General features: G+C 41.8%; 11 protein-coding genes and 2 tRNA genes. 5 read left to right on the forward strand and 8 right to left on the reverse strand.

Going from position 1 to position 13,760, the window contains the following annotated elements:
* Positions 1–29 precede the first annotated feature (29 nt).
* Positions 30–1,061, forward strand: a complete 1,032-nt coding sequence (locus AN389_RS07820) for a hypothetical protein (RefSeq protein WP_055019543.1) — start codon at positions 30–32, stop codon at positions 1,059–1,061.
* Between the two features lie 2 nt (positions 1,062–1,063).
* Here the strand turns inward: AN389_RS07820 and AN389_RS07825 are convergent, their stop codons facing one another.
* Together AN389_RS07825 and AN389_RS07830 are read right to left on the reverse strand one after the other, a co-directional pair.
* The gene (locus AN389_RS07825; RefSeq protein WP_055016525.1) at positions 1,064–1,270 is read right to left on the reverse strand and encodes a PLDc N-terminal domain-containing protein; all 207 of its coding nucleotides are present in this window, start codon (positions 1,268–1,270) and stop codon (positions 1,064–1,066) included.
* 19 nt (positions 1,271–1,289) lie between these two features.
* Complete coding sequence (locus AN389_RS07830) at positions 1,290–2,357, reverse strand: potassium channel family protein (protein WP_055017752.1); 1,068 nt, start codon at positions 2,355–2,357, stop codon at positions 1,290–1,292.
* Between the two features lie 226 nt (positions 2,358–2,583).
* Here AN389_RS07830 and AN389_RS07835 point away from each other — a divergent pair, with 226 nt between their 5' ends.
* Positions 2,584–3,894 (forward strand): short-chain fatty acid transporter, encoded by a 1,311-nt coding sequence (locus tag AN389_RS07835; RefSeq protein WP_055016526.1) that lies wholly within the window; start codon positions 2,584–2,586, stop codon positions 3,892–3,894.
* Positions 3,895–3,938: 44 nt separating this feature from the next.
* Here the strand turns inward: AN389_RS07835 and AN389_RS07840 are convergent, their stop codons facing one another.
* Positions 3,939–4,955 carry a metalloprotease gene (locus AN389_RS07840; RefSeq protein WP_055016527.1) on the reverse strand — a complete coding sequence of 339 codons (1,017 nt, stop codon included), beginning with the start codon at positions 4,953–4,955 and terminating at the stop codon, positions 3,939–3,941.
* Positions 4,956–5,137: 182 nt separating this feature from the next.
* Here AN389_RS07840 and AN389_RS07845 point away from each other — a divergent pair, with 182 nt between their 5' ends.
* Positions 5,138–6,355 (forward strand): EAL domain-containing protein, encoded by a 1,218-nt coding sequence (locus AN389_RS07845; protein WP_055016528.1) that lies wholly within the window; start codon positions 5,138–5,140, stop codon positions 6,353–6,355.
* A gap of 17 nt (positions 6,356–6,372) precedes the next feature.
* Here the strand turns inward: AN389_RS07845 and AN389_RS07850 are convergent, their stop codons facing one another.
* Positions 6,373–7,449, reverse strand: a complete 1,077-nt coding sequence (locus AN389_RS07850; protein WP_055017706.1) for a CNNM domain-containing protein — start codon at positions 7,447–7,449, stop codon at positions 6,373–6,375.
* 84 nt (positions 7,450–7,533) lie between these two features.
* On the opposite strand from AN389_RS07850, the gene AN389_RS07855 reads away from it, so the two are divergent.
* A complete protein-coding gene (locus tag AN389_RS07855; RefSeq protein WP_055019544.1) occupies positions 7,534–10,029 on the forward strand; it encodes a S9 family peptidase in 2,496 nt (831 codons plus the stop codon).
* Between the two features lie 175 nt (positions 10,030–10,204).
* Complete coding sequence (locus AN389_RS07860; protein ID WP_055016531.1) at positions 10,205–10,909, forward strand: response regulator transcription factor; 705 nt, start codon at positions 10,205–10,207, stop codon at positions 10,907–10,909.
* Between the two features lie 77 nt (positions 10,910–10,986).
* On the opposite strand, the gene AN389_RS07865 is transcribed toward AN389_RS07860, so the two are convergent.
* From AN389_RS07865 to AN389_RS07880, 4 genes are all read right to left on the reverse strand, one after another.
* Entirely contained in the window at positions 10,987–12,495 is a 1,509-nt protein-coding gene (locus AN389_RS07865; protein ID WP_055017704.1) for a YifB family Mg chelatase-like AAA ATPase, read from the reverse strand.
* Between the two features lie 33 nt (positions 12,496–12,528).
* Positions 12,529–13,143, reverse strand: coding sequence for a trimeric intracellular cation channel family protein (locus AN389_RS07870; protein WP_055016968.1), 615 nt, complete (start codon positions 13,141–13,143; stop codon positions 12,529–12,531).
* Positions 13,144–13,422: 279 nt separating this feature from the next.
* Positions 13,423–13,499, reverse strand: a tRNA-Met gene (locus AN389_RS07875).
* 182 nt (positions 13,500–13,681) lie between these two features.
* Positions 13,682–13,758 (reverse strand) — tRNA-Met (locus AN389_RS07880).
* Positions 13,759–13,760 lie beyond the last annotated feature (2 nt).

Here is a 13,760-nt window from a genome sequence, read left to right on the forward strand (position 1 = left end):
ATCCCCCGCGAGTTATAATTGGGGGATTAATGAAACTACTGTATTGGTTAGGTGAATGGTTAACGCTTTGCCGTGATGAACAACAAACTAGGCTGCCCATGTCTGGCAGTGACCTACTCGGCGATGTGTACGTAAAATACGAATTTGTTGATTTAAGTAAGCCCCTGCTTTTTACTTTCTCACCCGCGGGCACCAACCTCCAAGAACACGATCTAACCGATGACTTTGCCCCTTGGGGCTATCACTTAGCGCAAAAACAAAATGTTAATATTATTGCGTTTCAGCATTTAGGCAAAAGTAATTGGTTTAGAAGCCGTAATTTAATTTTCTTTTTAGAGCAGTTATCGACACTACTTAGCCCATTCAAGTGCCGATTAGGCTATGGCCTTAGCCGCGGTGGTTTTGCTGTGGGTGCATTTGCTAAATTATTAAAGCTTGATCAGGTACTATTTTTTCACCCAGTTAGCACCAAAAACACTGAAATAGTGCCGTGGGATAACCGCTCAAGCACTGAGCTTGCGCAGCAGTTTGATTGGCAAAGTGAATATAACGATGTTGATTTAGGCCATGCTAAGGGTTACATAATTTATGACCCCACCAATAAAATAGACCGCTTACATGCAAAACGATACCCTCAACTTACTCATTTACGTGTATTTGGTATGGGGCACGGCACTCATGCCAGCTACCTCACTAAGTTTGGCTTTTACAAACAAGTAGCCGTTGATTTTATTCGCCACCAGCAAATTGATATAGCGCAGTTTCGTTTGCAAACTAAAACCTTGCGACTAAAGGAGGAGTATTACCAAAGCCTAAATAAAGCAAACGCGAGCTCGCCTCACCGCTTGGCGTTATTAAGTACGGCACATCAAATTTTAGCAGATGAAAAAGAAGAGCATGTGCAAGAACATCAGGCCAAAATAGATATTCAGCCGCTTATTGATGTCGCACTTAAACATCAAGATGAACACCCAAATGATGCTATTCAGTTATTAGAAGTTGCTCAACAAATTGTGCCGGATGACCCGCTGGTTGAGCACAAACTCAAGCAGCTAGAATAGGTCTACGATGGTTTATTCTTCTTTCTTTTTTTATGCCCCTGCTTGGGCACAATAGTAAAATACATAAAAAGCCCCAACCACGAAAAAATAATTACGCCTAATAACCAGCCATTTTTTTCGTGGCCTTGGGTGCGCTTACTATTAACCACAATTACCACGGGTAAAATATAAGCACTTAAAATAATTATTAAAAATACTACTTCATTCATTATTTAATCTAGGCCTTGGTTATTTTGCCAAGCTTTGCCAATCAACTTCATTTGTTAGCACACGCTCAAGAGCAATATAATGAAGTATATCGCCTGCATTTACTTTGTAGTCAAGCGGTGGGTTTAAATCCATATTTTGCGCGCTTAAATTGTGCGCTACCCCTAACAAAATCGCATTATAGTCATGCTTAAAATGGTGAAACAAAGTACCAAACTCCATTTCATCACACCCACTAGGAATAGCTAAACTAAACTGCGTGTCGCCATGTAACGTAGATAATAGCTCTTCTTGTACACGGCTAGAACCAGGGTCTTGCATTGAGCGCACTAAAATCTCAGCCGACTTAGCACTGCTACATTCCACATTTTGGCAGTGCTCTAGTAGCATATCGACCTTAGTTTCATCTAAGAAATGCGCACTAATGTGACATTCACTTTTGACTAAGCGGCTAATACGCAATGCTGTTGTAAATGTTTGGTTGTCATCTTGCCCATCAATAATAATTTTGTCGGCACGATTTATAGCAACACGTTCAAGTTCTTCTAAATCGGTAAAACTGGTAAGGCGGGCAAAGTCGACATTTTCGTTGGTTAAAAATGGGTGCTCCATTTGCTCAGTTACCGCCAATAAAATACGGCGATCAGTACGTTTAGTATCGGCAAGAATATAATCAATCATTTTTTTTGTTCGGGTATCGTGCCAGCCAAAAATAATAATATGGTTGTTACTGTGAGCAAAGTTTTTATCACCAGTCATAGCGCGCCTAATTAAGTAAGTCACTGTTTGCCCTGTTTTTCCTAACAGAACGCCAAATAAAGCTAATCCAAACGGAATTTGTATTAATGCCACCACCCAACGACCTAGCTCGCTAGTTGGACTAAAATCGCCGTAACCCACAGTTGAAGTAGTGACTGTATAGTAGTAAAAATAGGTGCTAAACGAAGTAAGCGCTTGCTCATTTGCAATAAGCAGTAGCCCCCAAGTCACTAACATATGAGCAAGTATCGCGAGCATCACCGCTTGCCAACTCAGCTGATCGATATGAGCACGAAGAAGTAGCGTTAGCCTCTTAAATATTCCCAGCATAATACAAATTTTTGTTAGTAAATTATCTATAAACAGTACGTTACTGTAAGCCATGCATTTAAGCAACGTTTAAGCTTTTAAGTAAAGATCTGTAAACCGCTGTAGATTACAGCTTTCCCACCCTAGAAAATAAGCAGATCCTACAAATATAAGACTAAATGTGGGTTTGCTAATACCTTTATAGCATGATTAATTATAAGAGGACGAAAAAACACACAGACACATTATGCTTAATAAAATTGCCACACCGTTTACCAAATTAGTAGAGCGCTACTTACCCGACCCTTTTATATTTGTAATATTGCTAAGCATTATTACATTGCTAGGGGCATGCCTACTTACTCCCGCCACCAGTATTGAAGTTATCAACGCATGGGGTAATGGTTTTTGGAACCTACTAAGCTTTGCCATGCAAATGCTATTAGTGCTAATCACAGGCTATATGCTGGCAAGTACATCGCCTGTAAGTAAACTATTAGAAAAACTAGCTACACTTGCCAATACTCCGCCAAAAGCAATAATTTTAGTCACGCTTATTTCGTTATTAGCAAGTTGGTTAAATTGGGGGTTTGGCTTAGTGATTGGCGCTTTATTTGCTAAAGCCATTGCTAAGCAAACCAAAGTTGATTACAGGCTGTTAGTCGCCAGTGCCTATTCGGGCTTCGTAGTATGGCATGGCGGTTTAGCCGGCTCTATACCGCTCACTATAGCCACGCAAGGCCACTTTTCACAAAGTAGCATTGGTATAATTGGTACTGAACAAACCCTGTTTGCTGGTTTTAACATAGCCATACTCATTGGCTTATTTATCATTATGCCGCTGGTTAACCGCTACATGCTACCCAGTGATAAAAACAGCGTGTATGTAGACCCTGCGCTAATAAAGGAGATCCCCGCTAATAATGAAAATGTAACCCGCCCTGCTCAACATTTAGAACACAGTAAACTGCTAGGCATCGCCATTGGCTTGCTCGGCCTGTGTTATTTGGCGTATTACTTTGTAATTGCAGGCGGTAGCCTAAACCTTAATAGCGTTATTGCGATGTTTTTGTTTTTAGCCATTACATTACACCAAACACCCCATAACTTACTTAATAGCTTACAACAAGCAATTCCTAGCGGCGCAGGTATTGTTATTCAATTTCCGTTTTATGCAGGTATTATGGCCGTTATGGTCGACAGCGGTTTAGCCCAGCAAATATCGCGTGGTTTTATTGCCGTAGCAGATGCCGATAGCTTGCCATTTTTTAGCTTTATAAGTGCAGGCCTGGTAAATATGTTTGTACCTTCTGGCGGCGGCCAATGGGCAGTACAAGCACCTATTGTTATACCCGCAGCGCAAGAGCTGGGCGCCGATATATCACGCGTTGCTATGGCAGTTGCCTGGGGTGATGCGTGGACTAATCTAATTCAACCCTTTTGGGCGCTACCTGTACTGGCAATAGCAGGCTTAAAAGCAAAAGATATTATGGGTTTTTGTGTGGTGCAGCTATTTGTTACAGGGGTGTTTGTATCACTCGTGTTGAGCTTTTACTAAACCCTCATTACGCGCAGTATTTATGGATACTGCGCGTATAACTATTAACTCGATAAAATAGTCATCGGCAGGCTAAGTATTGGATTCTCTGAATCGGCAAAGTGCATCATTACTGCCACATGGCCTGCAACTACAATAGCGTACATAGCAGCTGAAAAACCTTGGCCGTATTTATCAAGCGGCAATAAATGCGAGTAATGTCGGCCTCGCCATTCAAATACAATTTCTAGTGCGCCAACAAACAAAAAGAACACCAGTAACATTAAGCCAAATGTATAACTAAGCCATAAGCCAAATAACACACCGAGTAAACACACACTTAAACCGACCCAAGAGCGCATTGAAAAGCTGATACTTTTTAGTACATGGCCGCCATCAAGCGGTAAAATGGGTAATAGATTAAATAAGTTAAGTAGTGCGCTTAATACCGCAACACCTGCAAATATCTCCATCTCGGTGGCGTAATAAAGCACTACACCTAGCACTGATGTAAACAAACCAAACGCAGGACCCATTAATGATATAACTACATCTTGCCAGCGCGTTGTTATTTTATCGTCGCTAACAGCCAACCCGCCTACAAAGGGAATAAGGTAAATACCTTTGGTTTTTATGCCAAAGTATTTCATGGCTCTTACGTGTCCGTACTCATGCACGACTAAACACGCAATAAGCATCAGCGCAAACTCAATGCTAAATAGCCACGCATAGCCAGCAACCGATGCACCGGCCAGCGCTACTTTAATTACTTTTGCACTTTTAAATAATTTAAAGCCCAGTGCCGCGAGCCCTAAAAAGCCTTTTTTGGGCTGGCTATTTACCGGCGCAGGTAAAGCAAGCTGTGTAGCAAACACACCATCTACAAATAACGAAAGTGATTGCTCCTGAATCTGCGAGCTATCTATACCTATTCTTTGGTTAGATAAAGCAAATTCAACATAATTATCCTTAGGGTTTTCAAATGCTATAGCTTGTTGATTATGGAATATTTGTACTATTTTTTGCCCAGATACCATAAGGGTTAATGGTTGCTCTGCAAGCATGAGGTCGATTTTTATCATGACTAAAACCAGTTAAAACAATAGCGCTAGTATACCGATGAATTAAAAAAACACGAATTGCTACAGACTATAAGCACAATAGCACTAGGAAGTTAAAAATTTATATAAAACTAAGCTGACAAAAGGCTGATCAGAAGCTACTTTTACAGTACTAATATATTAAGTAGTTACAAGGATAGAGCATGTCGATTTCGGTACCCAATATTTTAGTTGTGGATGACTCTAAGGCGATTTTAATTGTTATGGAGGCCATTTTAAATGAGCTAGGAGTCTCGAATAAAGTTACAAAATGCCTGAGTGCTCAGCAAGCGCTGACTCATGTAACTGACGATATAAACTTTTACGACATTGTATTTACAGACCTAAACATGCCCGAAATGGATGGTATGGAGTTTATAAGAAAACTAGGCGAGCTTAATTTTACAGGCGCAGTAGTTATAATTTCGGAAATGGATCACAAGGTTATTAATCTAGCTGCTAATTTAGCGCGTCATAGCAATATTCATTTAGTTGCAAATTTAGCTAAACCCGTGCAACTTAATCAAGTAAAAACTGTTTTACAAAAAGCAAAACACTTAGCCGTGCACAACGAACATTCCCATACTTCTATCTCAGAAAAAGCATTGCAAGAGGCAATCAAATCAAACGAAATAACCCCTTATTATCAGCCAAAAATAAATTCACAAACGAGCGAAATAGAAAGCATTGAAGTGTTAGCACGTATAGTTAAGACCCATACAGGCGAGATCATCGCGCCTAGCCGGTTTATTTCATTATCGGAGCAAACAGGGTTAATTAATCAAATTACCTTTAGCTTATTTGAACAAGCCACCAGCGATTTAAAAGCCATACGCACAAGTATTGCCGCGCACCTAAAACTGGCTTTTAACCTATCACCTACGCAATTAGATGATTTAAGCTGCCCTAATAAGTTGATGCTTATTTTGCAACTCAATGAGCTTTCACCTAGTGATATTATTTTAGAGATAACCGAGCAACACGCGCTGTCTAGCCTTTCTCAGCTAGAAACACTAAACAGATTAAGAATGCATGGCTTTGGCATATCATTGGATGACTTTGGTGTGGGTTTTACCAACATGAACCAGCTTAAACGCCTGCCTTTTACTGAAATAAAAATTGACCGTACACTCATTAGCAATATTGAAACAGATCAGTTTTCGCAAGTAGTGGTGAGCTCACTCGTTGATATTGCATGTCAAGAGCAACTAGCCCTGGTGGCTGAGGGGGTTGAGCGCGCAGAGGAGTCACTCTATTTAAAAAATTACCGTACTAATTTAGCCATGCAAGGATTTTTATTTACCTGCCCTAAAGCCAAAGACGAATTTATAGAGTGGGCAATAAATTGGGTAAATAGTACGGGGGGCACAATTAAACGCTAGCCTTCTCCCCGAGGTAACTAGTTTTTATCTCGGGGCGAATTATCATCTTCACTTACTATATGCTTACTGCTTGCTAAACGTTGTCGCCAGCGCTGCTTAGCAACCATACGCATATTGGTCGATTGGTCACGTTCATCAACAATTTCTAGCCCCATAAGTGCTTCTATCATATCCTCTAGGGTTACAATGCCTTGTACATCACCGTATTCATCAACAATTAAACATATGTGAGTGCGCTGCTTAAGCAAGGTTTGTAGTAACGACGACACATTATGCCCTTCGGGCACCGTATGGATAGGCTTAACTAATTTACTAATTTTATAGTCGGTGCCTAAGCGATGATAAGCCAGCATAATATCGTTTTTATGCACAAAGCCGATAATGTCATCAGCGTCTTTATCAAACACCAACACCCGCGAAAACGATGACGAGCCGTGCTCGCTCATGTATTGATCGACTGTTAACCCTTTATGTACTTTATAAAGCACAGTGCGCGGCGTCATTAAATCGCTTAATTTAGCATGCCTAAAGTGTAAAAGGTTGCGAATGATTTCAGACTCATCTTCATGGATCGCCCCTGTTTCGGTGCCTATATCTGCCATGGCTTCTATTTCTTGGCGAATATAAAAAGCCTCATCGTGCTTAGCCCCCATTAAATTAGTGAGCTTTTGGGCGAACCACACAAATGGCTTTAGCGATATCACTAAAAAACGTAAAGAGTAAGTGACGCTAGGCGTTAAAGCACGCCAATAGTTGGCCCCTAACGTTTTGGGGATAATCTCTGAAAGTACCAATACTAAGAGTGTCATTATCGCAGAGGCAATACCAACCGCCGCATCTGAAAAAACCACAGCCGCTTGCGCGCCCACGCCAGCAGCTCCCGCAGTATGAGCAACCGTGTTGAGCGTTAGTATTGCAGCAAGCGGTTGATCTACATTATTTTTTAGCTTTTCGAGTTGCTTAGCAAGTTCTGGTTGGTTTTTACGTAAAAGCGCCACGTAACTTGGCGAAATACTCAACAACACTGCTTCCATTACAGAACATAAAAAAGAAATGACAATGGCAGCAACCATGTACACAATCAGTAAAGTCACTTTTTCTCCGATGAGTTGAACATATGGGCATGGTAACAATACATGCTATATTTGGCCAAATAACTATCAATAATAGGCACAAATATGAGAATTAGCTCACCTTGGACCACAAAAAATAAATTACTAAAACAAGCAGCTACCTTTTTTGCTCTTGGCAGCTTCAGTTTGACAGCAATAGCAGCCCCGCTTGATAAATCAAATATCGAGTTTATTGGCCCTTTAGGCGAAAACATGCAAGTTAAGCCATTTCAAACGCCACACGGCCAAGCCATTATTAATAACTTATTAGAGCAGCTGCAGCGTAATACGCAAAGCGTGTCTGTATTTGGTAAAAAGTATAGCTGGCAGCCGTTTAATAAAGTAAACGCACTGACTTTAGGTGGCCTACAAGCGCTTAAGTTCAATATTGAAACAAGGCGCTTTAGCCAAGGCACATTAACTATAAAAGGAGTAGAGAGCGCTCAGTTATTTATCGATGCTAAGCTTCAAAAAGGGGATAACCACACTTACTCTTTATCGTTAACGAATGGCTCTCATAGTGTGATTTTAGTGGCGCAACAAGTGGCTAACTGGAACAACGTTTCCCTCGATTTTGAACCCAACGCCGACACTGACAACATTACAATTAACACCTCTACAACTCAGCGACTTTCTGCCGTTCAGCTTTTTGATGCCCCCACGGTTAGTGGGCTTTCTTTAGCGCCCGATGCTAAACAATATGTTACCAGCACACGCAGCTATTCAAATAAAACAGCTAACCAGGCAAACGTGGTAACCGAGCTTAAAAATAGCCAAAATCAAACCTTGTATCGCTTTGAAGGCCAACAGCCAAGCAATATAGCGTGGAGTCCCGATAACAAATTTTTAGTTTATACGTTAGGGAATGAGCTAAAACAGCTAAACCGTAAAAACCTCAGTATTAAAACCTTAGCCGAAGGGCTAGAAGGCGCGAGTAACTTTAATTTTTATGATAACAGCAGCCTCATTTTCAGTTGGTCTAAATCACCCGAAGACAACAACAGCTTAACTAAGCATTACAAGGGGCTTCAAGATAGGTGGTCATACGCACGTAACGTAAGCCAACTTTATATGCTAGATACACACAGCGGCTTAATTAAAGCGCTTAGCCAAGGGCCAATTTCGCATAGCTTTGAAGATGCGCACACTAATCGTAGCAAGGTACTCATGAGCCGCCAAGTTATGGTTATGCAAGCCAGCACCCATCCAGAAACTGAACTGGTGGAGCTTGACTTACAATCGAACAAAATAACGTCTTTTGGTAAATTTAAAACCTTTAATCATGCAAAGTACGCCAACAAAGATGTTTACGTTGTTGCTGGCCCAGACTTTAAAAATGGCGCGGGCCGCGCCCTTCCAAAAGGGATGTTAGCTAATAATTACGACGGTCAGTTGTACTTACTTAGCGATAACGGTAAAAACGTAAAAGCGCTAAGTAAACAGTTTGACCCCGCTATAGGTGAATTACATGTACTTGATAACGGCGATGCGCTTATAAAAGTAACCGAGCAAGATACTCAACCTTTGTATTTATTCGACTTAAGCAAACAGCGCTTTAAAAAGCTTAATACAGGTCTAGATATCGTCGAGCAGTTTAGCTATTCGCACGAGAGAAACCCGCAAGTACTACTAAGCGGTACCACAGCATCTACGCCGCAGCAGCTTAAGCGCTTAAATATTAGTAAAAACAAAACAGATCTTATTTGGGATTCTAAGCCGCTTGCTTACGCTAATACACAAATCCCAACCCTAGAAGAGTTTAATTTCACAAATAAAGACGGCGTAGAAATAACAGGGCGTGTATACCTACCTACTAACCTAGATAAAACTAAAAAACACCCTGCACTTGTATATTACTACGGCGGTACTTCACCTGTTACTCGTGGCTTTACAGGTCGATACCCGTTCAACTTATGGGCAGAAAATGGCTATGTTGTTTATGTATTACAGCCCACAGGAGCAACAGGGTTTGGACAAAAGTTCTCTGCACAGCACGTCAATGCCTGGGGCGATTATACCGCTAGCGATATAATACAAGGAACCCAAGCCTTTTTGAAAAAATACGATTTTGTTGATAGCAAAAAAGTGGGTAATTTAGGCGCCTCATACGGGGGGTTCATGACCATGCTACTTGCTACCAAAACAGACATGTTTAGTGCATCTATTGCGCACGCGGGCATATCAAACTTAACCTCATATTGGGGCGAAGGTTGGTGGGGGTATTTATACTCAGGCGAAGCCTCTAAAAATAGCTTTCCATGGAATAACGCTAAACTGTACAGCGAGCACAGCCCTGTATTTCATGCCGATAAAGTAACAACACCTTTGCTGCTTTTACATGGCGATAGCGATACCAATGTACCTATTGGCGAGAGTTTAACCATGTATACTGCCTTAAAGCTCTTAAATAAAGATGTAGATCTAATTGAATACAAAGGCGCCGACCATCAAATTTTTGCTCGTGATAAGCGCTTTGATTGGTGGAACACTATGCTTGCTTATTTTGATAAACATCTAAAAGGCGAACCACAGTGGTGGGATGCTATGTACTCAGGTAAGTAATACAGCGCTCAGCACATTTTACTAGGTGTGCTGAGCTTAACCCCATAAACAGGTGCTTTATGAGGCGCCTTTTATATTTGAAACATAAAGTTACCGAAAAGTTACAGCCCCCTCTTCTCAGCATTAAACGATTGGTGCTACCATACAGAGCTATAAATATACAAAAATAAGTCCTATGGCAATTAACGTTTTATTGGTTGAAGACGACGAGCTACTCGTTAAGCGCATCCAAAATCACTTTACAGACACCGAATTTTCGATAGAAATAGACTCCACAGGTGCTGATGCCCTAAACATAGTTAGGCAACGCGTAAACCTGCGCAGTGCTATTTCTCTTGCCATTATTGATATTGTATTACCCAAGCGTGATGGGTTGCAGCTTGCCAAAGAGCTCAACACTTTGACCGATATCGGCGTCATTGTTTTATCCAGCCGCGACTCACAAGCCGATCGTATTGCAGGGCTTGCCCAAGGCGCTGATGATTATATTTGCAAGCCTGTTGACTTATTAGAGCTTGAACTACGCATGCGTGCGCTTTATAAACGCATTGCAATTAATCAAGACGATGACGAAAGCGAAGAATTTATAGAATACGCCGACTTTAAACTTCACCCCGACAATCGAACATTAATTACCTCATCAGGCACTGAATCGCGCTTAACCGAAGCCGAACACAAAGTGCTAATTTGTTTAATTAGCAACGCAGGCAAAGCCACCTCGCGTGAGAAAATATCAGAAGAAATAGGTCAGCCCGATTGGAGCCCAAATGATCGCACTGTGGATGTTTTAATTGGCCGTTTGCGTAAAAAGCTCTACGATGAAAAAGACCAAAAACGCATTGTAACCGTGCGTGGCAAAGGCTATATGCTGTCAATTTAGCGCATTAAAGTTTTAACATAGTAAAAATACGCCGAGCTTAACACCTTACAATAATTAAGCCTTATTGCGGTTCGGTATTATTTAGTTAACTGCGCTAGCAACCGCTCGAAAGCGCGGTAATTTAGCGCCTCTTTTAGCTCTTCTAAACTAATGTGTTCTGCGCCTTTTAAATCACTAATCGTACGTGCCACTTTAATGACCCTATGATAAGAGCGCGGTGATAACGACAGTTTTTCGCTGGCTCGTGCTAAAAACTGCAACTCAGCAGGCGCAAGCTCACAATGTATATTCATTTCTTTGTTATTTAAACGCGCGTTAACCTTACCTTGGCGCTTTAACTGTATATGGTATGCAGCTTCAACCCTCTGCCTAACTTGAGCACTGCTTTCCTCGGGCTGAGTACTTTGCAGCTCAACACTGGTTAAACGGGGTAGCTCAATTTGCAAATCGATGCGGTCGATAAATGGGCCTGAGACGCGAGATAAATAACGCATAACTTGGTCAGGTGTTGCTCGCTTATCATTATGGCACCCCGTTGGGCTAGGGTTAAGTGCAGCTATTAGCTGAAACTGCGCCGGAAACTCCATTTGCCTTGCAGCACGGGAGATAACCACAGAGCCGGTTTCCATAGGCTCACGCAGAGAATCAAGCACCTTACGTTCAAATTCTGGAAGCTCGTCTAAAAACAACACCCCGTTATGCGCAAGTGAAATTTCACCCGGCTTAGGGTTTGAAGAGCCACCGACTAAAGCAACTGCTGAGCAAGTGTGGTGGGGGTTTCGAAACGGCCGCTGGCGCCAATTATTTAAATCGATAGATTGACCAATAATAGAGTAAAGTGCAGCGGTTGATATCGCCTCATCGTCAGACATAGTTGGCATTATGGTTGCCATTCGCTGAGCAAGCATTGATTTACCCGTTCCAGGTGGCCCTAAAAAAAGTAAGTTATGACCTCCAGCTGCGGCTATTTCTAGCACTCGCTTAGCACCGGGTTGGCCTTTAACATCACTTAAATCGAGCAAAAAGTCGGGAGACTGGGCGCAATCAGGGTATTCAATATTTAAAGGTAAAGGCTGCTGATTTAATAAATCACCCCACACTTCTTGTAATGAATTAACCGCTTTGCGTTTAACGCCGTTCACCAAACTTGCGAGGCTGTCGTTGGTAAAAGGTAAAAAGCAGCAGCGGTTTTGCTCTTTTGCTGCAAGTACAGAGGGCAAAATGGCATTTACGCCACGCACTTCGCCATTGAGTGCAAGCTCTCCGTAAAACTCATATTTATGTATATCAGGGCAAACAACCTGCCCAGAGGCCACTAAAATACCTACCGCAATAGCTAAGTCAAAGCGTCCACCATCTTTAGGTAAATCGGCAGGCGCTAAATTGACGGTAATGCGCTGATCGGGGAAACCAAATTGAGAGTTTTCTAGGGCGCTACGCACCCTATCTTTTGATTCTTTAACTGAGGCCTCAGGAAGCCCTACAATATGAAAAGCTGGCAAACCATTACCAAGGTGTACCTCTACAATAACCTCAGGGGCGTTTATACCCACTTGGGCACGAGAATAAATGCGAGCTAGCGACATTCCTTATCCTAATTAATGGTTTAATTAATTAGTTTAGTCAGAATATTTAAAAACGTGTACTGTGATTTGCCATTTAATAGCTGCAATACGAAGCAATAAGGTGGTTAGCATTGCCATTACCATGGCAAGTTCAGTCGCTAACGCAAAGTGAATACCCAAAGTATAAACAACACCGCCTGCAATACAGGTAATTGCGTATAGCTCGCCTTTTAGCAACATAGGGATTTCACGGGCCAGCACATCTCGGAGCATGCCACCAAAGCAACCGGTAATTACACCCATAATAATGGCGGTCATATTTGGCATGCCGGCAAGTAATGCTTTTTGGGTACCCATAACCGAAAAAAATGCTAACCCAAATGCATCGGCAATTTGTAATGTGTAATGTGGAATCGACTTTTGCTTGTTAATAAGCCGAGTGGTAATAAATACCGCTGCTAAAATAGCATAAAAAAAACTTTGGTCGTGTAACCAAAATACCGGAACATCCAATATAAGGTCACGAACCGTACCGCCTCCAATCGCTGTTACAGCGGCTAATACCACAACACCGAAACCATCCATTTTCTTTTCATGTGCAACCAATGTACCCGTAATAGCAAACACGGCAATGCCAATTAAATCAAACCAGTGGTAAAGCTCAGTCATGTGTAACACACCCAAAATTATTTGTGCCGTTTTAACACAAACTATACAAAGTTTTAAGTAATAACACTTTTTTTTGGAAAATTTATAACGTGTATAAAACACTATTTTGGAAGGCATAAGTTTATGAGGGGTGTTATTTCTGTGGTTGCGGGAGCCGAATTTAAAACGACGACCTTTGCTGGCTAATGGAAAGCTGAGACCGAAGAGCTATCCATTTCACTGAATTTTAGGCATAAAAAAACACGCTTTAAGCGTGTCGTTTCATTTTATGTATTTCAGTGGTTGCGGGAGCCGGATTTGAACCGACGACCTTCGGGTTATGAGCCCGACGAGCTACCAGGCTGCTCCATCCCGCGCCTGAAATATGCATACTTATTTAGCGTTGCTTACATTACAACGTGGCTGTCAACTTCCTAAAGGAAATTGGTTGCGGGAGCCGGATTTAAAACGACTACCTTTGCTGGCTAATGAAGAGCTGAGACCGACAAGCTTTTCTTTAACTAACGTTTTACAGTAACCTCAAACCCCTAAAGGAAATTGGTTGCGGGAGCCGGATTTGAACCGACGACCTTCGGGTTATGAGCCCGACGAGCTACCAGGCTGCTCCATCCCGCGCC

The organism is Pseudoalteromonas sp. P1-7a (assembly GCF_001401855.1).
GTDB lineage: Bacteria > Pseudomonadota > Gammaproteobacteria > Enterobacterales > Alteromonadaceae > Pseudoalteromonas.